At 44.2% G+C, this 23,218-nt stretch carries 21 protein-coding genes and 2 tRNA genes; 12 read left to right on the plus strand and 11 right to left on the minus strand.

Going from position 1 to position 23,218, the window contains the following annotated elements; translation table 11 throughout:
- Positions 1 to 238 precede the first annotated feature (238 nt).
- On the plus strand, positions 239 to 709 hold the full coding sequence (locus CAG58_RS01350) for a TetR family transcriptional regulator (protein ID WP_161425098.1): 471 nt from the start codon (positions 239 to 241) through the stop codon (positions 707 to 709).
- Here the strand turns inward: CAG58_RS01350 and CAG58_RS01355 are convergent.
- From CAG58_RS01355 to CAG58_RS01365, 3 genes are read right to left on the minus strand one after another with little or no spacing between them, the layout of a single operon-like run.
- Positions 706 to 1,485 (minus strand): heme ABC transporter ATP-binding protein, encoded by a 780-nt coding sequence (locus CAG58_RS01355; RefSeq protein WP_158137224.1) that lies wholly within the window; start codon positions 1,483 to 1,485, stop codon positions 706 to 708. The genes CAG58_RS01350 and CAG58_RS01355 overlap by 4 nt on opposite strands.
- Complete coding sequence (locus CAG58_RS01360; protein WP_161425099.1) at positions 1,485 to 2,516, minus strand: iron ABC transporter permease; 1,032 nt, start codon at positions 2,514 to 2,516, stop codon at positions 1,485 to 1,487. The genes CAG58_RS01355 and CAG58_RS01360 overlap by 1 nt, the downstream gene beginning before the upstream one ends.
- Before the next feature lie 5 nt (positions 2,517 to 2,521).
- On the minus strand, positions 2,522 to 3,376 hold the full coding sequence (locus CAG58_RS01365; protein WP_237665954.1) for a heme/hemin ABC transporter substrate-binding protein: 855 nt from the start codon (positions 3,374 to 3,376) through the stop codon (positions 2,522 to 2,524).
- 196 nt (positions 3,377 to 3,572) lie between these two features.
- On the opposite strand from CAG58_RS01365, the gene hutX reads away from it, so the two are divergent.
- Positions 3,573 to 4,076 carry a heme utilization cystosolic carrier protein HutX gene (hutX, locus tag CAG58_RS01370; protein ID WP_161425100.1) on the plus strand — a complete coding sequence of 168 codons (504 nt, stop codon included), beginning with the start codon at positions 3,573 to 3,575 and terminating at the stop codon, positions 4,074 to 4,076.
- A 22-nt stretch (positions 4,077 to 4,098) separates the two neighbouring features.
- Positions 4,099 to 4,629 (plus strand): heme utilization protein HutZ, encoded by a 531-nt coding sequence (gene hutZ, locus CAG58_RS01375; RefSeq protein ID WP_154170750.1) that lies wholly within the window; start codon positions 4,099 to 4,101, stop codon positions 4,627 to 4,629.
- Between the two features lie 70 nt (positions 4,630 to 4,699).
- Here hutZ and CAG58_RS01380 read toward each other — a convergent pair whose 3' ends face one another.
- Positions 4,700 to 5,275, minus strand: coding sequence for a mechanosensitive ion channel domain-containing protein (locus CAG58_RS01380; RefSeq protein WP_161425101.1), 576 nt, complete (start codon positions 5,273 to 5,275; stop codon positions 4,700 to 4,702).
- Between the two features lie 580 nt (positions 5,276 to 5,855).
- On the opposite strand from CAG58_RS01380, the gene CAG58_RS01385 reads away from it, so the two are divergent.
- The 7 genes from CAG58_RS01385 (at position 5,856) to CAG58_RS01415 (ending at position 12,391) form a co-directional block, all read left to right on the plus strand.
- The gene (locus CAG58_RS01385) at positions 5,856 to 6,680 is read left to right on the plus strand and encodes a tetratricopeptide repeat protein (protein ID WP_202598167.1); all 825 of its coding nucleotides are present in this window, start codon (positions 5,856 to 5,858) and stop codon (positions 6,678 to 6,680) included.
- Between the two features lie 308 nt (positions 6,681 to 6,988).
- Positions 6,989 to 8,899: an arginine decarboxylase gene (gene speA, locus CAG58_RS01390; protein WP_161429603.1), complete on the plus strand. Its 1,911-nt coding sequence runs from the start codon at positions 6,989 to 6,991 to the stop codon at positions 8,897 to 8,899.
- Positions 8,900 to 9,826 carry an agmatinase gene (gene speB / locus CAG58_RS01395; protein ID WP_154170747.1) on the plus strand — a complete coding sequence of 309 codons (927 nt, stop codon included), beginning with the start codon at positions 8,900 to 8,902 and terminating at the stop codon, positions 9,824 to 9,826.
- A 233-nt stretch (positions 9,827 to 10,059) separates the two neighbouring features.
- Positions 10,060 to 11,226: a D-alanyl-D-alanine carboxypeptidase family protein gene (locus CAG58_RS01400; protein WP_161429602.1), complete on the plus strand. Its 1,167-nt coding sequence runs from the start codon at positions 10,060 to 10,062 to the stop codon at positions 11,224 to 11,226.
- 283 nt (positions 11,227 to 11,509) lie between these two features.
- On the plus strand, positions 11,510 to 11,854 hold the full coding sequence (locus tag CAG58_RS01405) for a helix-turn-helix domain-containing protein (protein WP_161429601.1): 345 nt from the start codon (positions 11,510 to 11,512) through the stop codon (positions 11,852 to 11,854).
- Between the two features lie 350 nt (positions 11,855 to 12,204).
- Positions 12,205 to 12,291, plus strand: a tRNA-Leu gene (locus CAG58_RS01410).
- Positions 12,292 to 12,317: 26 nt separating this feature from the next.
- A tRNA-Cys gene (locus tag CAG58_RS01415) sits at positions 12,318 to 12,391 on the plus strand.
- A 179-nt stretch (positions 12,392 to 12,570) separates the two neighbouring features.
- Here the strand turns inward: CAG58_RS01415 and CAG58_RS01420 are convergent.
- The gene (locus tag CAG58_RS01420) at positions 12,571 to 14,151 is read right to left on the minus strand and encodes a BCCT family transporter (protein ID WP_161426119.1); all 1,581 of its coding nucleotides are present in this window, start codon (positions 14,149 to 14,151) and stop codon (positions 12,571 to 12,573) included.
- Positions 14,152 to 14,479: 328 nt separating this feature from the next.
- On the opposite strand from CAG58_RS01420, the gene CAG58_RS01425 reads away from it, so the two are divergent.
- Positions 14,480 to 14,953: a LabA-like NYN domain-containing protein gene (locus CAG58_RS01425; protein ID WP_004396689.1), complete on the plus strand. Its 474-nt coding sequence runs from the start codon at positions 14,480 to 14,482 to the stop codon at positions 14,951 to 14,953.
- On the opposite strand, the gene CAG58_RS01430 is transcribed toward CAG58_RS01425, so the two are convergent.
- The 3 genes from CAG58_RS01430 to trxC all read right to left on the minus strand — a co-directional run bounded on the left by CAG58_RS01430 (position 14,942) and on the right by trxC (position 17,018).
- A complete protein-coding gene (locus CAG58_RS01430) occupies positions 14,942 to 15,133 on the minus strand; it encodes a DUF2986 domain-containing protein (protein ID WP_004396688.1) in 192 nt (63 codons plus the stop codon). The genes CAG58_RS01425 and CAG58_RS01430 overlap by 12 nt on opposite strands.
- 102 nt (positions 15,134 to 15,235) lie before the next feature.
- Positions 15,236 to 16,390 (minus strand): MFS transporter, encoded by a 1,155-nt coding sequence (locus CAG58_RS01435; protein ID WP_115152604.1) that lies wholly within the window; start codon positions 16,388 to 16,390, stop codon positions 15,236 to 15,238.
- A gap of 193 nt (positions 16,391 to 16,583) precedes the next feature.
- On the minus strand, positions 16,584 to 17,018 hold the full coding sequence (trxC, locus tag CAG58_RS01440; RefSeq protein ID WP_154171210.1) for a thioredoxin TrxC: 435 nt from the start codon (positions 17,016 to 17,018) through the stop codon (positions 16,584 to 16,586).
- A gap of 186 nt (positions 17,019 to 17,204) precedes the next feature.
- Here trxC and CAG58_RS01445 point away from each other — a divergent pair, with 186 nt between their 5' ends.
- Positions 17,205 to 18,296, plus strand: coding sequence for a ketoacyl-ACP synthase III (locus CAG58_RS01445; protein ID WP_161426289.1), 1,092 nt, complete (start codon positions 17,205 to 17,207; stop codon positions 18,294 to 18,296).
- Positions 18,297 to 18,387: 91 nt separating this feature from the next.
- On the opposite strand, the gene glpC is transcribed toward CAG58_RS01445, so the two are convergent.
- From glpC to glpA, 3 genes are read right to left on the minus strand one after another with little or no spacing between them, the layout of a single operon-like run.
- Positions 18,388 to 19,614, minus strand: a complete 1,227-nt coding sequence (gene glpC / locus CAG58_RS01450) for an anaerobic glycerol-3-phosphate dehydrogenase subunit GlpC (protein WP_161426288.1) — start codon at positions 19,612 to 19,614, stop codon at positions 18,388 to 18,390.
- The gene (glpB, locus tag CAG58_RS01455) at positions 19,611 to 20,924 is read right to left on the minus strand and encodes a glycerol-3-phosphate dehydrogenase subunit GlpB (protein WP_158137231.1); all 1,314 of its coding nucleotides are present in this window, start codon (positions 20,922 to 20,924) and stop codon (positions 19,611 to 19,613) included. The genes glpC and glpB overlap by 4 nt, the downstream gene beginning before the upstream one ends.
- Positions 20,921 to 22,570 carry an anaerobic glycerol-3-phosphate dehydrogenase subunit A gene (gene glpA, locus CAG58_RS01460; protein ID WP_161426291.1) on the minus strand — a complete coding sequence of 550 codons (1,650 nt, stop codon included), beginning with the start codon at positions 22,568 to 22,570 and terminating at the stop codon, positions 20,921 to 20,923. Before glpA ends, glpB begins: the two co-directional genes overlap by 4 nt.
- Positions 22,571 to 23,218: the final 648 nt, after the last annotated feature.

A 23,218-nucleotide genomic window follows, 5' to 3' on the forward strand; every position in this document is an offset into this window, starting at 1 on the left:
ATGATTGAGTAGTCAGTGAAGCGTAGATGAACGATGAGTACGTGGCAATATCTTGTGATATGCGTCAAGAGTTTGTGCGAATGAGTGACAGTTTTTTGTCATAATGCTACCGGTTTCATTGTCTTCATTAAGACTTTGTAAGATGATCCCGACGGTTTGCTGACTATTTAACCTCGCAAGAACAACAGTCTTTGAACTATCTAGCCGAATAATCACCCTTTGATGAAGAGCATGAGCCATGCCAAAACGTAGTAAAGAAGATACTGAAATTACGATTCAAAGAATTATGGATGCCGTTATCGATCAACTGCTCAGGTTGGGATACGACAAAATGTCTTATACCACATTAAGTCAGCAGACTGGGGTCTCGAGAACGGGTATTAGTCATCACTTCCCTAAGAAAACTGATTTTGCGTTAGCGTTAGAAAGCAAAATTTTTCACCAATTCACGGAACATTTAGAGCTAGAACAAGGGTTGAATGAATTTGCAGAAAGCTGGTTGAAGGCGCTACGCACGACTCCGACTTTTATGGCAACACTGCGTTTATTGTTTCAACATGTGGTCATGGCTGAGCGTGCCGAGTTTTTTTCAGCGCAAATGATGAGTCGGCTTTATAAACTGGTTGACGACAAATGGGGACCACAAAGTCGCCAACAATTAGAGTGGTTGATTGGTAAATCGATCATTGCGATGAGTGAGCTTGATTAAACCGGGTAGACCATTGGGAAATCTAACGTCGGGTGAGGGGCGACCATCGAATGATGGTCATAGACCTGCTTGATCATCTCGGCGCTCAGAGCTTGCCACGGTGGAGCATCACAGACAATGTGCCCTTGATGAAGAATCACCATCCGATCGGCGTATTGCGCCGCTAAGTTCAAATCATGTAAGACAATCACGACGGCGCATTGTTCTTCACGAGCTAACTGACGAGCGATAAGCAAGGTATTATGTTGGTGCGCCAAGTCTAATGCCGAGGTGGGTTCATCAAGCATTAAGACTTTTTGCGCACCGGATTGATGCAGTTGGGTGAGCACTCTTGCTAAATGTAAACGCTGTTTTTCTCCTCCTGAGAGTTCAGGATAGAGCCTATTAGCTAACGGTAAAACATCGGTCTTTTGCATATAATAACGCGCTAATTGCCGAGTTTGTCGATGGCCAATATCAAGCGGGATTGCACCAAGTTCGACCACTTCTTGAGCCGTAAATGGAAAGTTTAATGAGCTACTTTGCGGTAAAATACCGACATGCTTTGCTAAGGTCTTTGCTGACCAGTTTTCGCGAGGTTGGCCGAAGAAACGAATGCGAGAGTGGGTGTCAATCTCGCCACTTAACGCCTTCAATAAGGTACTTTTCCCCGCACCATTAGGACCAAGTAAAGCGGTGACTTCGCCATGATGGAGTTCAATATTGATATCTTTTAATATCGATTTTGAATGAAAACAGACCGTTAAGTGATGCGCTTGAATCGCTGGAGTAAGCATTAAAACAGTTTCCCTTTTTGTTTAAACAGTAAATAGAGAAAAAAGGGAGCACCGACGAGCGCTGTGACAATCCCGATCGGTAATTCACTTGGTGCAACGGCAACTCGGGCAAACATATCGGCGCAAGTCAGCAGTAATGCACCAAGGAGAGCGGAGACGGGTAATAAATATCGATGATCAGGGCCAACGAGCATCCGCCCTAAATGGGGCACGACCAAGCCGACAAAACCAATCATCCCAGCCACGCTGACCGTGATACCAACGCCTGCGGCGCAAAGTATGATCAGCGCTCGCTTGAGTTGCTGAGTGCCAATACCTAGGTGGCGAGCTTCCGATTCACCCAGCAAAAGCGCATTCAGTGCCATCGCTCGACGATGAAAGCAATAAGCTAATATTCCCAGTGCGAATAGACACAAATAGATTTGTGTCCAATTAGCGCCAGCAAATGAACCCATCGACCATAGGGTTAGATCACGCAGCATTTGATCGTCAGCCAGAAAATTTAAATAGCCAATCCCTGCCCCAGAAAGCGCACTGATCGCTACGCCAGCCAATAGCATGATGGTCACTGAAGTTCCCAATTGACTGGTGCCTAGTCGATAAACCAGTAACGTTGTTAATACTCCGCCGATAAAAGCACACAAGGGGAGCGTGAACATGTTCATCCATGTGGCATTCAATTCAAAAGAGGCGAGTAATACAATGGCGAGCGCTGCGCCTAATGACGCACCTGCAGATACCCCAATGATCCCTGGTTCAGCGAGAGGGTTACGAAACAAGCCCTGCATAACAACCCCGCAGAGCGCTAATATTGCACCAACCAATAAACACAGGAGAGTGCGTGGGAGACGAATTTGGTGAATAACCAGATTAATATGAGTCGCAATATCATCAGAGCGAAATAGTAAGCTATATAGGCTATCTCGAAAACTGATCGACATAGGTCCAACGGTAATGGAAGCTAAACTTAATATTCCCAAACTTAGCGCTAAGGCAATAAGTAATAGATGAATAGGCACATGACGTAACACGGCTATTATCCCTTTGGATAGAGCAGCGCTTGCAAACGCAGTGCTTCTTGAATGGTTTTCAGGCCGACGCCGCCGACGAGTGCATGACCATCAATGGTAATGATGCGTTGATGGATACCCGCAGGTGTCGCTTTTAACATCGGCAGTGCTTCTAGAATCGCCTCTGCTCCGCCGAGCTGATCATAGCTACGGCCGCTGACCAAAATAACGTCTGGCTGCATGGTGATCAGCGCTTCCATCGATAAGGGTTTATAGGCTGAAATCATCTCCGCAGCAGGATTACGAGCGCCAGCTAAAGTGATCAGCGTATCAGGAATGGTATTTGAGCCCGCGACGTTGGCTGCTCGCCCTTCATGGAGCAGTAAAAATAGCACCTTGAGTGGCGATTGATCAGGCTGTCCCTCTTTAAGTTGCTCTAATGTCCCATTCACTTGATGTTTTAATGTTTTCGCTACCGATTGGCGGTCAATTAACTGGGCGATTTGGTCGATACGTTCAAGCAAACCTTGCGGATGAGGATCACTGTTGATGATATTGACTTTGATACCTGCAGAGCGTAGCTGGCGTAGGGTACTTTCTGGTCCCATTTCCTCTGAGCCAATTAATTGGGTTGGATTCAACGCTAACAAGCCTTCTGCCGAGAGCTGTCGGTGATAACCCACTTGAGGTAATTCACGCGTGCGCGGTTCATTGCTGGTTACATCAACCGCAATGAGCTGATCTTGTCCACCTAACGCAAAGATAAGTTCAGTAACACTGCTCCCTGCACTGATCACACGCTCCGCTGCCGATAAATGATGAGCGCACAAGAGGAATAAAACACTGGCAAGTCGCCGAATAAAAGGTATGGACAATTTCATAATGCTGCTCATTAACTAAATGGGCCACGTTATACCCAGCCTACGTGAAGCTGCCGCGGTATTGGCTATTTCTGGTTTCAAGAGCGCAAATTATTACTCATAATACAAACAATATCAATTATCAATTGCATTATCGTTTGTGTCTAATTATTCTTAGCCGCGTTGAGGTACTCACGTAATCGTATTGGATAACAAAATGGAACAATTATCACACCAAGTGGCGCAGTTATTAAATGATGAGCCCGCATTACTCCCAGCACAGATTGCTGAACGTTTAAGCGTGAGTGAATTTGCTGTCGTGTCTGCTTTTCCTAACGAAATGGTTACCCTGCTCTCGGGTGATCATGCGCAGATGGTATTAACGGAGATTGCTGACTGGGGGACAAACGTGACCACTATCGTGCAGTCATTTGACTCTATTTTTGAAATCAAAGCCCCGTTACCGAAGGGTAAAATGGCGCGTGGTTACTACAACTTGTTGGGGCAACCAGGCCAACTTCATGGCCACTTAAAATTAGAGTTGATTGATCACGTTGCTTTGGTCAGTAAACCTTTTATGGGGCGAGAGAGCCACTATTTTGGTTTTTTCACTCAGCAGGGGGATTCTATTTTTAAGATTTATTTAGGCCGCGATGACAAGCGAGAGCTTATCGCTCAGCAGGTCGATCGTTTTCAAACGATGCAACAACAATTTAAATAATCGCCTGGTAAGGAGAACGTCAATGGAACAGCAAGTTAAACAAGAAAGACTACAAGGCCGTTTAGAGCCAGAAATTAAAGAGTTTCGTCAACAGCGCACGACATTACAGCTCGCGACGGTTGATGCACAAGGTAAACCAAATGTAAGTTATGCTCCCTTTGTACAAAATCAAGCAGGCTACTTTATTCTGATTTCTCATATTGCGCGTCATGCGCGTAATTTAGCGGTCAACCCTCAAGTATCGATCATGATGATTGAAGATGAATCGACGGCTAAGCAGCTGTTTGCCCGCAAGCGGTTAACGTTTGATGCCCAAGCGAGCATGATTGAACGTCACTCGCCGCTATGGCAACAGGTGATTGAACAAATGCAACAGCGATTTGGTGACATTATTGATAACCTCAGTCAACTTGAAGACTTCTCACTATTTTGCTTAAAGCCAGAGCATGGATTATTTGTGAAAGGTTTTGGACAAGCGTATCAAGTGTCAGGGGATGATCTGGTTGATTTTGTTCATCTTGAAGAGGGGCATCGTCAAATCGCGAACGCGTAGTCGTTCGGAGATACACGGTTTGGACATCAAAGGCTGATTATTCAGCCTTTGATCAGGGTAGCGGTGAACATCAATCAATACTTCGATGTGATAGCTTTGGTAATTGTTTTTTTTGTGTTTTTTTGGCACTTTTTTCGGGAGCTTTGGCGAGAACCACAACTGGACGAACAATAAATAAATTATTCGGGTAGAGAACTCGATTACCGTCTAAGGTTTCGAGTACGACATTAAATAGCGTCATATCTACCAATCGTCCTTCGATAAAGTTACCCCCATCGATGATTTTTACCCAAGATCCGATTCGGCAGTGATTTTGGATAAACAGCACTAAGAAGGAGGTAATATTACTGAGTAAAGACCAGCTTGCGAATAAAGCCACCCCGATCAAAGCAAACAACGAAGAGCCGATCACCAATAGCCCACGTAATTCGATCCCCCAGATCATCATGATCCCTAAGAGAATCATCACAAAAAGCGAGGTTTTGAGTAGCCATTTAACCCGCTGTAATCGGTCACTATCTTCCCGTTGCCCAACGGTTTTATCCAATACCCGCAAACTCAAAAAAACCAGTTTAGGATAGAGCAGTAAGATGAGCACAGAGAGTGCCCATTGGTAGTTATCTTGTAATAAAGAAAGCACTTGCATAATACAGTTATCCTCTTCCTACTTGAAACGCAGCGATGCTGGCTAGGTTCGTTGCTCTCCAATCGTATGGTTTATCTATCTATCTTTATAGGGATGATGAGAGTCATGCTCGACTCTTATCTGTCGCTTACCTGCAACGGCAAGTGATGTGGGATGAATCCATTAAATGGCAGTGAAAATAACTGAAATATACGGAATTTCAATCGAATTATTTTCGTGGAGGTAGGATAGAGAAAGTATGGATAGAGTTCGAAACAATTTTTATGCTGCTTGTTAAGCGTTTTGATGATTTTTTGACTTAAATTTGTTAATATTAACGCTTAATTATAAAAAATATGCCCGTTTTTTGGTTGCTGATGCTTTGAATTGAAATGTTTTCCATTGGCATCTCCAAGTCATATAAGGTGAGTGGTGGATGAACAGGGTGTGTATTTCCATGATTCTGATGATCATGTGATAAGTCGAAATCATGCCGTTAATATCGACACCACTGCAAGCTAAATCAATCGCTAAACGAAACGTGGCAGTAAAACAGTAAGGAGCGTAGTACGTGCGACACATTTACCGAATAATCTTTGCCATGGTGATGCTGATAGGGTCAGTCGCTTGGGCACAGGAAGATCGTGAGCCGCCATATTCAGAATCGCCCCTTTTGGATAGGCCATTAGTCGAACGTTACATCCTCGATGAATTGAGAGCATTACGTCAGGATCAACAAGATTTAGAACGTCGCTTAACCATTCAAATTACCGACCGTGAATTGTCCGTCGCCGATCGGTCATTGAGTTATTCTAATGTTACCGTGACTTACTTTTTCTATGTCATTGCTGGTGTGGCTTCTTTAGTGGCTTTAATTGGTTGGCAATCGCTGCGTGAAGTGAAACATAATACTCGGGAGATGGCCGATAAAAGCATTAATAAAATCGCTCAAGAATATGAACGTAAGTTTGTCGCTTTAGAGCAAGATTTAAAGCGCAAAAGCCGGATTATTACTGACAATAACCGTGAAATTGAAGTGATTAATGAGATCCATAATTTATGGCTGAGATCGCAAAGTGTGCAGACGGCAGAACAGCGAATTGAAGTGTATGACGAAATCCTCAAAATTCGTCCTGGCGATCTCGAAGCGTTAACCTATAAAGCTGATGCCGTTATGGAAATGCAAGAATATCACTGGGCGATGAGTTTATGTAACCGAGTGTTAGAACTCGATGACGATAACGGGCCTGCGTTGTATCAGCGCGCGTGTGCTTATGCTCGTTTAGGCGCAGATGAACAAGCGTTGGAAGATATTCAACGGGCGATAGAGATAAGCCCTTCAATGCGCGATTTAATTCTTGAAGAGCCCGATTTTGAATCACTGTACAGTAACAAAAACTTCAATGCGTTAATCAACCACAATTAAGATTGTCCTTTGGTACTTAAAGCCGCGATAGCGATTTGGATAATTTTGGCGATTTAACAACCAAATGGCTCTGGCTTCTCTAATCGATGAAAGGCGTTCATTGACTGTCTATGGAGCGATGGAATACGGAGGTTTTTATGATTTTTGCTCATTGGTGCTAGCCATAACTAAAGCTTGTCTTAACGACAAATTATTATCATTAGACACACCCTCTCTTTTCACCGATAAAGCGCGTGACATTTAGGGTGTCAGGTGTGATGGCATGATGTGGCTGTCACTACATTCTCTCTGTTTTTGTGAGATATCAAGTGGAAAAATCATCCAAATTAGATCGTGTTCGTGCGGACTACAATGTTCATTATTGGAGCCAAGGTTTTTATGGCATTGATGACCATGGTGAAGTGACCGTGTCACCAAGAAAGGATAATGCTCATCCGACCGCATTGAGCTCGATAGTCAAACAACTTGAAGCTCGTAATCTTAATCTTCCGGTATTGGTTCGTTTCCCACAGATTCTGCACCAACGTGTGCACAATATTTGTGACGCTTTTAATCAAGCGATTGAAGAGTGTGATTACCCTAATAAATATTTGTTGGTCTATCCGATTAAAGTGAACCAACAAAAAGAAGTAGTGGACGAAATATTAGCCAGTCAAGCTGAACTCGAAACTAAGCAATTGGGCCTTGAAGCAGGCAGTAAACCCGAGCTGCTCGCCGTGCTAGCGATGGCGCAACAAGCCAGTTCAGTGATCGTTTGTAATGGTTATAAAGATCGCGAATACATTCGTTTAGCGTTAATCGGTGAAAAATTAGGTCACAAAGTTTTCATCGTCTTGGAGAAGCTTTCAGAACTCGATCTGATCCTAAAAGAAGCCAAGAGTCTTGGCGTGAAACCTCGTCTAGGGCTCCGTATTCGTTTAGCGTCGCAAGGGGCGGGTAAATGGCAATCCAGTGGCGGTGAAAAATCCAAATTTGGTTTAGCGGCTTCACAAGTGTTAACAGTGGTCGAGCGTCTGCGAGCTGAAAATCAACTTGAAGCTTTGCAACTGGTGCACTTCCATTTAGGTTCACAAATGGCCAACATTCGTGACGTACGTAATGGGGTCAATGAAGCTGCTCGTTTTTATTGTGAGCTCAGAGAGCTTAGTGCGCAGATCGATTATTTTGATGTCGGCGGCGGTTTAGCGATTGATTATGACGGTACGCGAAGCCAATCATCGAACTCGATGAACTATGGTTTACAAGAATACGCACGCAACATTGTCAATGTTGTTGCTGATATGTGTAATCTGTATGAGCAACCGAAACCGATTATTATTTCTGAATCCGGTCGCTCAATCACCGCTCACCACGCGGTGTTGATTACCAATGTTATTGGTACAGAAGCGTATATGCCTGAGCAGATCAGCGAGCCAGAAACGGATGCGCCGGTGCTGATGCAAAATATGTGGCGCAGTTGGGAAACCTTACGAGAAGGTACCGATGCACGTGCATTAATTGAAATTTATAATGATACGCAAAGTGATTTATCAGAAGCGCATACTCTGTTTGCTTCGGGCGTGATCAACTTACAACACCGTGCATGGATTGAGCAGCTTTCACTGCGTATTTACTATGAATTACGTTTGAAAATGAGCACTAAGAATCGTTTCCATCGCCCCATTCTTGATGAGCTGCAAGAAAGATTAGCGGACAAATTCTTTGTTAACTTCTCTTTATTTCAATCATTACCGGATGCATGGGGTATTGATCAAGTGTTCCCTGTGCTTCCTTTGTCCGATTTACAAAATGTTGAAGATCGCCGTGCCGTCATGCTAGACATCACCTGTGATTCAGACGGTGCGATTGAGCAGTACGTTGAGGGGCAAGGGATTGAAACGACTCTTCCGGTGCCGGCTTGGTCAAAGGATAAACCGTATTTAATGGGCTTTTTCTTAGTGGGTGCTTATCAGGAGATTTTGGGTGATATGCACAATCTGTTTGGTGATACCCACAGTGTGGTGGTCAATATTACTGACAGCGGAGACGCGGAAATTACCTCGATCAATGAAGGCGATACCGTAGAAGACATGATGCGCTATGTGCATATTGATGTTGATGCGATTCGTGCTAATTACCGTCAATTGGTCAGCCAACGTGTGGCGGCCGCAGAGCAAGAGATTGTTTTAGCAGAGCTAGAGCAAGGCTTGAGTGGTTATACTTATTTAGAGGATTTTTAAATGAATGATTTGTTTACGAAAACTGATTATTCACTCTACTCCAATGCGATGACCTTTGTCCGTCGTCCGTATGTGAGAAACCCGATTGATAGCGATGCCGATGTGGTCGTACTGGGTGTGCCGTTAGATATGGCGACTTCAGGTCGTTCTGGCGCTCGTATGGGGCCAGATGCGATTCGTCGTGCTTCAGTGAATCTTGCTTGGGAAGGAAAGAAATTCCCATGGGATTTCAACTTATTTGCCCAGACGAAAGTGATTGACGCTGGTGATTTAGTGTTCGATTGCGGCGATGCGGAAGATTTTACCTATCGTCTTGAAGCAGCGGCGGGTGAAATCATCAAAAATGGTAAAACCTTGTTGGCTCTCGGGGGCGATCACTTTGTGACCTTACCGATTTTGCGTGCTCATGCTAAGCAGTTCGGCGAAATGGCGTTGATTCATTTTGATGCACACACGGATACTTATGCTAATGGCAGTGCTTATGATCATGGGACGATGTTTTATCATGCGCCGAAAGAGGGATTGATTTCCCCTAAACATTCGGTGCAAATTGGTATTCGTACTGAGTATAAGCAAGAAGGACATGGCTTTAATGTTATCAACGCGATGCAAGCCAACGATATGTCGGTGGAAGAGATTGTGCAGCAAATTCGCACTATCATTGCAGACAAACCGGTATATTTAACCTTTGATATCGATTGCCTCGATCCAGCGTTTGCTCCAGGTACTGGTACACCGGTGTGCGGTGGACTTAATACCGATAAAATTTTGAAAATTATTCGCGCGTTGAAAGGTATCAACTTAGTCGGGATGGATGTGGTTGAAGTCGCTCCTGCCTACGATCAAAGTGAAATGACCGCGCTAGCTGGTGCTACCATCGCACTAGAATTGCTGTACGTTTGGTCAGCCAATCAAAATAAAGCCTAAATTGTTTGGCTGCATCTACTTTCAAACCGAGTCATCAGGCTCGGTTTTTTGTTAACTAACGCACACATTCTCAGTGATAAAGGCGAATTGTTGGCACTTTTCGCTTTTCCAGTGGTTAAGTATGGGAAGGCTTGTTACGTTCATTTACACTACTGTAAGAGTGAGTAAAGAAAAACAGGGTAATCTAGTCAGTTAGTTATACTATTTTTCTCTTTGATTTTGGGATGCGAGTTATGAAAAATATCAAGTCTATTGTCGTTTCTGCGACGTGCTTGTCTTTTATTCCCCTGGTAAGTAATGCAACACCGATTGTGGTACCCAATCCTCCGCAGCTTTCTGCGAAAGGTTATGTCTTGATGGATTACCATACGGGTACGGTTTTAGTTGAACACAATGCTCATAATAAATTGAATCCAGCGAGTTTAACGAAACTGATGACGTCATACGTTGCCGGACAAGAAATGAAGCGGGGTAACATTAGCCCTGATGATCAAGTGGTAATTAGCCAAAGAGCATGGGCGAGAAACTTTCCCGATTCCTCAAAAATGTTTATTGAGGTAGGCACGAAAGTCAATATGATGGATTTGTATCGCGGCTTGATTGTTCAATCTGGTAATGATGCGAGTGTGGCTATCGCAGAACATGTGGCTGGTTCTGAAAATGCGTTTGTTGATTTAATGAATTCTTGGGCTGCAACGCTTGGGCTAACGAATACGGCGTTTACCAATCCGCATGGATTAGACAGTTCAGGTCTATACAGTACGCCTTATGATATCGCTAAGCTGGCGCAAGCGATTATTCGTGATCTACCAGAAATTTACCCGCTCTATAGTGAAACGTCGTTTACTTATAACGGCATCACTCAATACAACCGTAACGGTTTATTACGTGATCGGAGCATCAATGTCGATGGTATGAAGACAGGGTTTACTAGCGGGGCTGGTTTTAGTCTAACCACCTCGGCGACCAATGGTAACATGCGTTTGATCTCTGTCGTTATGGGTTCCAATAGCGCTAAAGGCCGAGAAGCCGATAGTAAGCAGTTGCTAAGCTATGGCTTCCGTTTCTTTGAAACCATAGCGCCTCATCAAGCTGGAGAGCCGATTGAGCAGGCGAGAGTGTGGATGGGCAAAAAAGATCAGTTACCTGTTGGGGTCGCTGAGACAACCTATTTAACTGTGGTTAAAGGTGAGTTACCTAAGCTCAGTGGCTTGATCGAAATGAATAAGGATTTACAAGCCCCGATCCAAAAAGGTGATATTGTTGGTAAAGTGATTTATCAAGTCGATGATCGCAAGGTCGGTGAAGCTTCCTTGGTGGCTTTAGAAAGCGTTGAGCAAGGCGGTTGGTTTAAACGAACCTTAGATAGAATCAAACGTTTATTCGCAAGCTGGTTTTAAAATCCCTTTATCATGAATGACACAGCAGAGAAATTTTTTCTCTGCTGTGTCTCTTTTCTATGTATGGTGATGCAAAGGAGGTTATCGATATCTCTAGTGCTCGCTCATCCTATTTATCGCTTGATCAATGTATTTAATGAGCTAGCTATCGCCAGCGGTCGAGTTATATTAAAAATTAAGTTAAATAAATTTAAACAGACCTTAACTTCCCACTGACATCATCATGGATCCTTTTTGTCATCCTGTGCAATGATTACCTGTTGCACTCGTTAAAGGATAAATAATGGAGTTTAGCGCTGAAGACCGCCAAGCCTTATACAACGTATGGATGTCACAAAAAGCCAAAATGCATTTAACTCAGATGCAGATGGCGAAACGACTCAACTTAACCCAAGTAGAGTTTTCTCAACTTCTGCGCGGTGATAGTCCTTTGTCGATGACTTTTATTAGCCAGTTTTGTCGACATTTGCATATTGAACCCCATATGGTGATACCGAGTTTAAAAACGGCGGCTGCTTATAATCAGCAATCGATCAGTTTAACCAGTCGTGTGATCATTGATGGTGATATTCAGCATGTGTCAATAGAAGGTAATCAAGTGATTATTGAATATGTTCATTATGCTTAATGGTTGTAAAGGATAAGGTCCGGTAGTCTAAAAATTAAAAAAATTCTGATGGGCTAATACATTGAGGCTGCAATGCTGAGGGGTGAGATGATGTGGTTGGCCCCATCATCATCAAGTAATGCAGAAATCTTACTTTTATTTTAAAGCATCAATCTAGAGAATAAAGCCTACTCGGTGTTTGAACTTTGTTCGGTTCGGTTGTCTATTATACTGTCTGGTTCATTTATTGATCACTTGATTGATAAATCACATTTTTTTATTGACCTTGCTGAGGAATACGGTAAAGTACGCCTCGTTCTCAGGGCAAAGCCCGAAAGAGCAGATGGTGTTGCCATACCGCAATTTGCGTTGCCCTGGTGGTGAAATTGGTAGACACAAGGGATTTAAAATCCCTCGACTTTCGAGTCGTGCCGGTTCAAGTCCGGCCCGGGGCACCATCAGCCAAAATAGAAACTGATACAAAGGCGCGTTGGCAGAGTGGCCATGCAGCGGATTGCAAATCCGTGAACCTCGGTTCGACTCCGGGACGCGCCTCCATATTTTTAAGTAACCAGCCTAGATGCTGGTTTTTTTGTCTCCGTTGTTTCTACTTTTTCATTTATATCGCCGCGATATTAATCTCTCTATATAACTTAATGATATTGAGTGCGGATATTCCAATTAGAAAAAAGCCAGCCTATTAATCGTGGCTGGCTTTTTTATTTTGATCAGATGGATTAAGAGTAAAGCGCTTGCTCGGTTCTTAATCCTTTGATTAAGCTTACACACATCAGTAGCAATACAAAGCTAAAAGGCAGAGCTGTGGCGACGACGCCGGATTGCAGCGCTTGTAGCGCCTCTGAACCCCCAACCCAAAGTAGTACGGCAGCAATTGAACCACCGACCGTTGCCCAGAATATACGTTGTAATACCGGAGCATCCACTTTTCCTCCTGCGGTAATACTATCGATGACCAGAGAACCAGAATCGGCTGAAGTAATGAAAAAGATCAGGATCAGTACGATCGAGATCAGCGATAAGGCGTTACCGAGCGGTAATTGCTCGTAGACATGGAATAATGTTAACGAAATATCGGTTAATCCATGTGTGCCTAGCTCTCCGATTTGGTTAGAGACCTGCTCTAAAGCGATCCCACCAAACACTGACATCCAAACGATGATCAGTAAGGTTGGAATAAATACCACCACAAGAATAAATTCACGTACCGTCCTGCCTCGTGATACCCGCGCAATAAACATGCCGACAAAAGGTGACCATGATATCCACCAAGCCCAGTAGAAGACCGTCCAACCATGCATCCAGATTTCATCATCACGACCATGAGGATTACTTAGGGGAAGAATGTTTTTTACGTAAGCCATGAAGGTCGCAGGAATCGATTGTAGCGTGGTATTAAAGCTAACACTGATAATAAAAATCAATAAAGCGAGAGCAAAAGCCATATTGATATTACTCAATACTTTAACGCCGCCGTTGATACCACGTACCACTGAGATGATGGCAATCAAGGTCACAAAGACAATCACGGCAAATTGCATCCCGATCCCACCTTGGGTACCAAACACGTAGTTAATACCACTTGTGGCTTGCTGAGCGCCTAAGCCTAATGAAGTCGCTAAACCAAATAAAGTGGCTAATACGGCCATAATATCAATAATATGACCGAGCCAGCCCCATGCACGGTCACCAAAAATAGGATAAAACACGGAACGAATGGAGAGTGGGAGGCCTTTATTAAAAGAGAAAAAACCTAATGCTAAGGCGACAATCGCATAAATCGCCCATCCGTGAATCCCCCAGTGAAATAGCGTTGCACCCATCGCAAGAGATTTTGCTTCTGATGTATAAGCCTCGACATTAAAGGGCGTTCCCCACCAATTGGTATAATAAGCGGTTGGCTCAGCGACACTCCAAAATAATAAACCGATGCCCATGCCTGCAGCAAAAAGCATCGATAGCCACGATATTCTGGAATGATCAGGGGTTGCGTCTCGTCCACCAAGGCGAATTTTACCTAAAGGGGAGATCATTAATCCCATAGCAAACAGAAGGAAGAAATTGGTTATCCACATGAAATAGGCATCAAAATGTTGAATAATGCCATTTTTAAGTGTGTCGAGTGCAGATTTGGCTATCTCCGGACCGACCCAGATGATGGAGATAAGAAACAGTAGAATGAATCCGGCACTAATACCGAAGACAGGATTATGAACATCAAATCCCCATTTTTGTACATTGTCTCTACCGACATGGTAATCGGTCGTTTCAATGCTGTATTTGTTAAAAGCGTTTTGCATACGATGACTCAACAAGTGCTTCGCATTCGTCACTCGTCTACGTGTAGACAAGTGATGAATACGTCAAAAGGTAAATAAATGATTAGAGTACAAACCATTTTTCGATGCAGATAATAGCGACAATTTTGTTTTAAAGTCAAATTTATAAATTTTTATGCTGTTTAAAATACTAAAATAGTTGCTTATTTTATGTGAGTGAACATTGTTCGCTGTGGTAAAGTTTGCATCATCGGTGGACGAAGTGCGATTGTTGATAGTCCGCTCTCGTATTTCCGAAAACGCCAAGTCATTGGGGCTATGTTGAATTTGATAAAATAAGCAGGATGAGATGGAAAAAATTGCCATTTTGGTTGATGTACAAAACGTTTATTACACCTGTCGAGAGCGATACGGGCGTCACTTTAATTATAACCAGTTCTGGCAACAAGTGACTCAAGGCCGTCACGTATTTAAAGCGAACGCTTATGCGATTGCCAGTAAAGAGCCTCAACAGCGGCAATTTCATCATATTTTACGCGGTGTAGGTTTTGAAGTGATGCTAAAGCCTTTTATTCAACGTAGTGATGGCAGTGCGAAAGGAGATTGGGATGTGGGAATTGCGCTTGATGCCTATGAGCTAGCTCAGCAAGTCGATACGGTTGTTTTAGTGTCCGGTGATGGGGATTTTGAACCTTTAGTAGAACGTATTCAGCAGCGCTTTCAGGTTAAGGTTGAGGTTTATGGTGTACCAAGACTGACGGCACAAAGTTTAATTGATGTCGCCAGTCAATTTGTTCCGATAGAGCAAGCTTTATTGCTGTAATCCGTTATCCGCTTGCTGTTCAGCATCGGTAGTTACGGTTTCTAAAGCGGCTTGTTCTGCTTCTAATTTGGCGCGCTCCGCTTTAGAAATATAACGAGGTTTATTGGTGCCATGTAGCTTGGCGTTTTTCTTTTTAAGATGCTTTTGTAGTGTTTGATTAATTTTCTTTTTACGGTTCATGCTTCTGTGCTCGATGACGATCAATTTAGGGCCAAGTGGCCCTAAAGCCGCGCAGCATACTGGTTTTTAAGGGCGAACTCAATCAAGTTTATTGCGTGTTGTTTATTCTCCAGCTACCCATTGACGTTTGGTTTTCACGCTGGCCAACAGCATGTACAAACAAGTGATCAATAACGTCACAAAAAGATAACCAAGTAAGCTTTGATTGGTGTAGATAAACCAATCAGCGATAACGGGCCCTAATACAGAGCCGATACTGTAGCTAAACAGCATCACTTGAGTGGCTGAGACAATGTAATGGGCATCTAATTTATCGCAGCCTAAATTAATCGCAATCGGGTAGAGAGCAAACGTTGCCATACCGAGCACAAACAAACTGATCGCGAGAAGCGTAACGCTACTGTCTAATAATGGTAATACCGCCGCAGAAGCGCCTAATAAACAAAAGAAAGCCATTAATAAGGTTCTGCCAAGATGCTTAGATAGCCAAGGAACAATCGGTTGTACGACCATCGCGCCGAGAATAATTAATGCCATTAAGCTGCCGATTTCTGAGTGACTAATGCCACGTTGTGTCAACTCTATTGGCATCAGTCCATAAATAGCGCCCAATATCAGCCCTGAAACTAAACAGCCAATGATGGCAGCATGACTTAATTTGGTCATTTGTTTCCAAGACAGACTTTGTCCTGCTTCGGTAGACGGTTGATCAGATTGACCAAAGATTAAAATCACCGTTGCGAAGCATAATAAGGAGCCAATCGCAATAAATGGGATTAAACCATTAACGCCTAAGTATCCAATCCCTAATTGTCCCATCGCTGTACCGCCATAGAGCGATACCATGTAAATACCTAATCGTTTTGCGCGGCCACTTTCATTACCATGCAGTAACCACGACTCAACTACAACGAATACCCCCGCAACGGCAATGCCAGCAATAAAACGTGCACCAAGCCAAGTTAGACTATTGGCAAAAACGGGCAAAATCACGATAGACGTTAACAGCACTAATAGACAGCCAATGAAAGTATTGCGATGTCCGAAGCGATTGACTAACTGCTCCATAAACAGCGCGCCGAGCAATAAACCGGCATAAAACACACTGGCTAGCCAACTGGCTAAAGAGAGTTCCAACCCATAATGTGGCAGCATGAGTGGGATGACACTCATCAAATATCCTGAAGCGACGGCATACAGTGTGAGCGCAATAACCGGTACTGAAATACGATGAACGGGAGAAGTAATCATGTCCATAGTTATCGCCTCGAATTAAGAATAGGACTGGGTTTCGCGGCGAATATGGGACTTAAAAATAGAAAGGTAAAACGAAAAATAATGCTCATGACGATAAAATAAATTTATCAAGTCATAAGCTATGATTAAGCGTAGTAAAGTTGGCATAATCGGCGGTGAAATGCCAACTTTAAATGTTATTTTACGGGATAATTTATTTGGTTAATGCTTGGTTTAGCCATTGTTCAAACTGACTTTTTGGTAACGCACCATTGAGAACATCGACTCTTTTGCCTTGTTTAAAGACCATCAGGGTGGGAATGCTACGAATCTGATATTTTCCTGCCAACGCCTGTTGAGCTTCAGTGTCGATTTTTATAAATCTCACTTGCCCTTGACGTTCGGCGGCTACGTCATGAAAAATGGGGGCAAAACCGACACAAGGATTACACCAAGGAGCCCAAAAGTCGATGACGACCGGTTGTTCACTGGCTAATAGCGCTTCTAGATTATCCGCTGTACCTTCAATCGGAGCCCCATCAAGCAGTGCGGCTTGGCATTTTCCACAGCGCGGGCTTTCAGAAACTCGGGCTGTTGGGATACGATTAAGCCCATGGCAAGCTGGGCAGCGAGTGGTGAACGTTGACATGGTTTCCTCTTTTAGTTTTGTTGCTTTGCCGATCAGCGCTTAACGTGATTAGGCAAATCAGCGTATACTAGTCGTTTTGTTAGGTGAATGCGCTTAACATCGCCAATAATAAATGAATGCCTATCTCCTTGCTATTTGATCAATCTTACCAGTAGCAAGAGCATAACAACGAAAAGCAGGATTATAATGACTCAATATTATGCTGAAATTACCGGTTGGGGTAAATGTTTGCCACCGGCCACGCTCTCAAATGATGATTTAAGCACCTTTTTAGAGACTAATGATGAGTGGATCCGCACTCGCACTGGGATTGAATCTCGCCGGATTAGCCACGTGAATACCTCAGAGTTAGCTACCGTAGCGGCTCAGCACGCGATTGCTTGTGCCGGGATTGACGCTCAAGAGATTGACTTGATTATTGTTGCCACTTGTTCGCCCGATTCTCTCATTCCTAATATCGCTTCAAAAATTCAGCAGAACTTAGCAATAGATAGCGCAGCCGCTTTTGATCTGAATGCTGCCTGTACCGGTTTCATCTACAGTTTAGAAACTGCCACTCGCTTGATGCAGGCAGGTCGCTACCAACATGCTTTAGTGATTGGCGCAGAAAGACTGTCTTTTTATATTGACTGGACCAAACGCGATACCGCCGTTTTATTTGGTGATGGTGCCGGTGCGGTAGTGTTGAGTCGTACAGAGCAACCGGTTGGGTTACAAGAAGCCAAAATTGGTTGTGATGCTCAAGGGCGTGATATTTTGGCGGTGCCGAAGTTTGGTAGCTCAATGGATCGCTTTGCTGCCGACAATGGTTATTGGGCGTTTGATTTTGTTGGTAAAGAGATCTTTAAAAGAGCCGTTAAAGGCATGGGCGCGGCGGCGGCGCAAGTGTTAACCACCAGTGGTTTAGCGCAGCAAGACGTGGATGTGGTCATCCCACACCAAGCGAATATCCGTATCATTCAAACGTTATGTGATTTATCGGGTATTAGCCAAGATAAAGCGTTTATTAATATTCAGAAATACGGCAATACGTCGGCGGCAACGGTGCCGATTGCCCTGTGTGAAGCATTGGAACAAGGTAAGATTCAACCCAATAATAACGTGTTACTCGCCGCGTTTGGTGCAGGATTAACTTGGGGCGCTGGCCATATTAAATGGGGCTCACGGGTAACGCCTCTGGGCAGTAGTGATGCACAATTACCATCCTGTGAGCAAAGCGCACTGCAATTGCTAGAAAAAGCGATTGAACATTGTCAGCATCGGCCACTATCTCAATAGCCGCTGAGCAGCAACGGCAAATCTGTTCGGTGTCCGTGGATTAGCGTCATCGTTGATAGCCGGCGTCAATGGATACGCTGGCTATCGTGTTTTAGGCTAACGCCATTGCCAGCAGTGTGATCGGGTGAATGCTTTCGGCGGTGGTGTTTTCTTCGATTTGCCATTTACAGGTTTCACAGTCGGTCACCGCGAAATCTGCCTTGGCGGTGTTGATCGACTCAAATAGGTGTGAGCCGATCTTCATTGAAACATCATAGTTTTCCGCTTTAAAGCCATAAGTGCCCGCTAAACCACAACACTCACTGTCTAAAATCACCAGCTCTAAACCTGGGATCATTTTCAGAAGTTCAATCGTAAAGATAACATTACCACTGCGCTCCAAATGACAAGGAGTGTGATAAACCACTTTGAGGTCAACGGGCTTCATCTTCGGCGCATTGCCACTCATAAACTCTTTGAGTAGAAAACGCGTGACATACTCAATGCTTGCCACCACTTGGCTATTATCAACGCCTAACACATGCGGATACTCTTGTTGTAGAGTAAAAGAGCAGGTCGATGAGGTTGAGAGTACCTTAGTCTGTCTCTCCAAGACGGCCGTTTCTAAGCTTTTGACATTCAGTAGAGCATTACTGCGCGCTTTATCGTGAAAGCCATTGGCAATCAAAGGTACGCCGCAGCATTTTTCTTTATCCAACAAGCTGACGCCGATGTTCATCGCGTTCATTACCCGAACAAAGTCTTTCCCTAACTGAGGATGATTGTAATTGACATAGCAACCATGAAAGTAACTGACTTGGCGGTTATAGCTGGCTTGCTGCTGTTTTTGTTGTTTGAACCAACGGCGAAAGGTGCCATGAGAATATTTCGGTAGGGTTTTGTGATCATGCACACCGATGGTTTTGTGCATGATTTTTTTGACCAGAGGTAGCGAGGTGGCAAAATTGACGACTGGTGCAAAAGGCGTCGCGAGGGAGCCAAATAAATCGGTATGACTGAGCACATAATCACGCATTAACTTCGGATTGAATGGCTTTTTACCATACTTGCCTCGTGCCACGGCAATCAGGTCGCCAATCCGCACGCCAGAAGGGCAGGCGGTTTCACAGCGCTTACAGTTGGTGCATAGTTTTAGTAAGTCATCGTAGTATTCCGCGCTTTTGATCCGCAAACGCTCGCCATCTGGGCCGCATTGTTTTGGCCCAGGGTACAGTGGATTCGCTTTAGCAACGGGGCAGTACACGGTACACACGGTACATTTGATACATTGATCAAATGAGGTGTTTTTCGGTGCATTGGCAATAAAGGAATGATTCATACCAGAGCCTCCTGAGTTGAAGCTTGCGCTTGCCATTGAGCGATAATTTGTGACGTAGCATGATAAGCAGTTGCAATCGCGACGCCACCACCACAACCTTCAAACACCGGATCATAACCTGCGAGCATAGAGCCGCAGCAATAGAGGTTATGGATAGTCTCACCTTGACGGCTAGGGTTTAATGAGGCGGTCGTTGTGACGCCAAATGTCATAAAAGGGTGAGAGCACTTAGCAAAAAAGTCATGATTACGCCATTGTGCCCGCTCTTGAGCACTTTCAACGTCGAGTTGGAAAATAGGCTCACTGATCCCCTGATGATTAGCGGCTAAGCCCTGACTAAAATAACTTCCTGTCGCCATGAGAAAATGATCAGCATAAAGCGCCATATCGGTCAGGTTTTTGGTGTATATCGCGTTCAATCGATGGTGATTAAACTCGCCTTTGGTGACTTTATCGCCTTTTAAATGTATACCACCAAGGGATAAGAAAGCACGACTAAGCGATTCCTCAATCCGGATCCCCATCAAAGAAGGTGGCATGGTCGGAACTTCATGCAAGGACAATCCAGTAGTGGCGTGTAATTTATCGAGTAGGTGCAATCCGTCACCGTTACCCATGATCGCTGGGAGAATTACCAAATCATCACCGGTGGCTACTTGCGTTAATTGATCACAAAACGCTTGCCATGCCTTGGGCTGCTTGAGCAACCTTGCAATATCAATTGAGCGCAGTTCATGAGGATTATGGCGCAGTTCAGCAAAACCAGGAATCGAGATCGAAACAATGGTACTGGGAATGGTCGAAAATTCAGGTAAATAACGTAAGTTATCTTGTAGCATCGGCGGTTGAAAATCGCGGTAACCTTCGATGGACACCAACACAAGCCGTTTAAAATCGCACTGTTTTTTATGTTGATATACATAAGGCTGCGAAAGCCAAGTCGCTTTAAGCGTTCCCATTGAGGTGATCCGCTGATGATTACTGTGATCGGCTTGATGACTTAATGGCATCCCATGTTGCTGAAGAGTATGTTGAAACCACAGTAATCCTTGCTGGCTGATCGCTGCCCCAACCTTACTGTAAGGATGTTCCGGAGCTTGTTGAGCGAGCTGTTGGATTGCTTGAAAAGGAAACTCAACGGCGCTACCGCAGGGTAGTTTACCTAAGACATCAATCGAACCTGATGAAAAATGCAGCGCGCTTTGTCCTTGGCTGATCAGTGCGGTTTTTAAGCCTGCTTGTAAGCAGCGGATCCCTGCACTATAACCTGCAATCCCAGCGCCGATAATGATCACGTCATACTTCATCATAGCGTCTCCTCCTGGCTCGATTGAATAGAAGGATGAGGAAGATCGCTGGCACCCAATAATCCTTCATAGATCCAATAACTAAATTCTGCCTCGCGCAGTGCATCGCCCCAGAAAATCGGTTTAATGCCTTTCCAGCGCTCTTCTAAAAATTCCACCAACAGTTGGCTTGATTGTTGACCAGAGACACCGCCATAGTCTTGAAATAAACTGGCGGCTCGGTAACTGCATAATTCACCTTGGCATGGCCCCATGCCCAGGCGTGTGCGGCGGCGTAAATCGACGAGATTATTAACATCTAACTGCTTAATCGCGTATTCAATCTCACCCGCGGTGACCATTTCGCATTCACAGATGATGGCTTGGCTTTTACTGTCTGCCGATAAAAACTGCTCAGCTCGCTCACCGTGACGATAAAGCGCCGATTCATAGACGGGTTTTGCTAAGCTGGCGGTTTTTTTGACCGGCTTTTCGGTTTGATTTGAACCAGGAAGAGGGCGGGTATGGGTAGAGCATGCCACCGTGTTGCCCAATTTTTTGGCAACCATATCGGTCGCCCATTCGGCCATTAATCGATAGGTCATCAATTTGCCGCCAGTAATGGTGGTTAGCCCTTTCAGGCCATCGCGTTCTTGGTGGTCTAACAATACAATCCCGCGGCTGATATTGCGTCCACTACCATCATCATCGACCGCCACTAACGGTCTTACCCCTGCGTAGGCACGTAATACCCGAGTGTTGGCCATGATCGGAGCCAATTTCGCTCCTTCAGAGAGCAAAATATCTACTTCTTTCTCGCTGACGTGTAGATTGTCAATCTGGTCGTAGTCAATGTGTTCGGAGGTCGTGCCAATCAAAGAAATGGTATCACCGGGGACTAAAATATCGGCATCGGAAGGTTTACGACAGCGATTAATCACTAGGTTATTGATGCGATAGTCGAGAATGAGTAGCGATCCTTTGGCTGGGAACATCTTGATATTCAGATCAGCATACTCACAGATATTTTGTCCCCAAATTCCAGCCGCATTGATCACTTGCTTAGCAACAATATTAAATTGACGATGAGTACTGAGCTGCAGGCAGTGAACGCCGAGTACAGTATCACCTTGGCGAATAAGACCAGTAACTATGGTGCGGTTAAGGATCTGTGCACCATGCTCTTTGGCATCAAGTACATTAGCGGCACATAATCGAAAAGGGTCTAAGGTACCATCGGGGACTTGTACGGCGCCAATTAAAGCAGGGTTAACATTCGGTTCAAGACGCAGCGCCTCTTTAGCGCTGAGTTGTTTGGTGGCAATGCCCGCCGAGTGGCAAGCGTTAATAAAGGTTTCTTGAAACGTAATATCATCTTCGGGCAGTGTGATGAACAGGCCTTCCGTTGCTTCCACACAGTGCTTAGCAATCTGTTTTAAAATTAGGTTCTCTTGGATACACTCTTTAGCAGATTCATGGTCAGTGACAGCGTAACGAGCGCCAGAATGGAGCAGGCCATGGTTTCTTCCGGTTGTACCTGAGGCGATATCGTCTTTTTCAACCAGAATGCATCGAATACCACGCAAAGCGCAATCACGCATAATCCCGGTTCCCGTCGCTCCGCCACCGATGATCACCACATCGGTTTCGATGGTTTGCTTCGTTGTCATGCTCATGACCCCTGCCTTAATTCTATTTACAATAAACTTACCATTAGTGTGCCATTTTAAGTTGAATATGTTCGATAGATTGCTCACAAAAGTTCGAACGAAAGATTTTTGGTGAGTGGTTATCGTCAAGTTGCTTATAGATAGCAAATGGATAAACAAAATAGATGGGATTAGATGATTTTTATTTACTTATTGTTCACATGAGTTTTCGGCAGGCAAGCAAAGCAATATAACGAATGTAAACGCAAATTTTTGAATGCGAGTGAGTAAAAAGTGCCATTGTTCTTGATGTTAACTGTCGCTCTCTGCTCTACCATTCATCAGTTTTGAGCTTTTATTTTGATGTATTGCCGACGTTTATATTAATTTTTTCGGATATTTAGTTGTAAATATGTTGTTCATCGTTCTTATGATATTCATCTCACCACGTGAGCGATGGTCGCTAAGAACGACGATTTTTAACCATAATGGCGAGGTTTTCTGAGATCAAAATATGGCTCTAATTAACAAAAATTACTCTTATTGATTACAAAATTGTGTTCGAACGCTCATTTGTGAGGTTTTTTCATTTTCGAAGTGATCTTTTTGTGCGAGATTTTGCCCCGTATCACCCTGTGACGGTGTGCAATAACGGTGTAAACGGAAAAG

Origin of the sequence: Vibrio sp. V31_P5A7T61 (assembly GCF_009904895.1) — a bacterium.
Classification (GTDB): Bacteria; Pseudomonadota; Gammaproteobacteria; order Enterobacterales; family Vibrionaceae; genus Vibrio; species Vibrio metschnikovii.

Excerpts from the sequence above, each read along its gene's own strand:
- CAG58_RS01350 (WP_161425098.1), top strand. The coding sequence starts at position 239 with ATGCCAAAACGTAGTAAAGAAGATACTGAAATTACGATTCAAAGAATT.
- CAG58_RS01355 (WP_158137224.1), bottom strand. The coding sequence starts at position 1,485 with ATGCTTACTCCAGCGATTCAAGCGCATCACTTAACGGTCTGTTTTCAT.
- CAG58_RS01365 (WP_237665954.1), bottom strand. The coding sequence starts at position 3,376 with ATGAAATTGTCCATACCTTTTATTCGGCGACTTGCCAGTGTTTTATTC.
- hutX (WP_161425100.1), top strand. The coding sequence starts at position 3,573 with ATGGAACAATTATCACACCAAGTGGCGCAGTTATTAAATGATGAGCCC.
- hutZ (WP_154170750.1), top strand. The coding sequence starts at position 4,099 with ATGGAACAGCAAGTTAAACAAGAAAGACTACAAGGCCGTTTAGAGCCA.
- CAG58_RS01380 (WP_161425101.1), bottom strand. The coding sequence starts at position 5,275 with ATGCAAGTGCTTTCTTTATTACAAGATAACTACCAATGGGCACTCTCT.
- CAG58_RS01385 (WP_202598167.1), top strand. The coding sequence starts at position 5,856 with ATGGTGATGCTGATAGGGTCAGTCGCTTGGGCACAGGAAGATCGTGAG.
- speB (WP_154170747.1), top strand. The coding sequence starts at position 8,900 with ATGAATGATTTGTTTACGAAAACTGATTATTCACTCTACTCCAATGCG.
- CAG58_RS01400 (WP_161429602.1), top strand. The coding sequence starts at position 10,060 with ATGAAAAATATCAAGTCTATTGTCGTTTCTGCGACGTGCTTGTCTTTT.
- CAG58_RS01405 (WP_161429601.1), top strand. The coding sequence starts at position 11,510 with ATGGAGTTTAGCGCTGAAGACCGCCAAGCCTTATACAACGTATGGATG.
- CAG58_RS01420 (WP_161426119.1), bottom strand. The coding sequence starts at position 14,151 with ATGCAAAACGCTTTTAACAAATACAGCATTGAAACGACCGATTACCAT.
- CAG58_RS01425 (WP_004396689.1), top strand. The coding sequence starts at position 14,480 with ATGGAAAAAATTGCCATTTTGGTTGATGTACAAAACGTTTATTACACC.
- CAG58_RS01430 (WP_004396688.1), bottom strand. The coding sequence starts at position 15,133 with ATGAACCGTAAAAAGAAAATTAATCAAACACTACAAAAGCATCTTAAA.
- CAG58_RS01435 (WP_115152604.1), bottom strand. The coding sequence starts at position 16,390 with ATGGACATGATTACTTCTCCCGTTCATCGTATTTCAGTACCGGTTATT.
- trxC (WP_154171210.1), bottom strand. The coding sequence starts at position 17,018 with ATGTCAACGTTCACCACTCGCTGCCCAGCTTGCCATGGGCTTAATCGT.
- CAG58_RS01445 (WP_161426289.1), top strand. The coding sequence starts at position 17,205 with ATGACTCAATATTATGCTGAAATTACCGGTTGGGGTAAATGTTTGCCA.
- glpC (WP_161426288.1), bottom strand. The coding sequence starts at position 19,614 with ATGAATCATTCCTTTATTGCCAATGCACCGAAAAACACCTCATTTGAT.
- glpB (WP_158137231.1), bottom strand. The coding sequence starts at position 20,924 with ATGATGAAGTATGACGTGATCATTATCGGCGCTGGGATTGCAGGTTAT.
- glpA (WP_161426291.1), bottom strand. The coding sequence starts at position 22,570 with ATGACAACGAAGCAAACCATCGAAACCGATGTGGTGATCATCGGTGGC.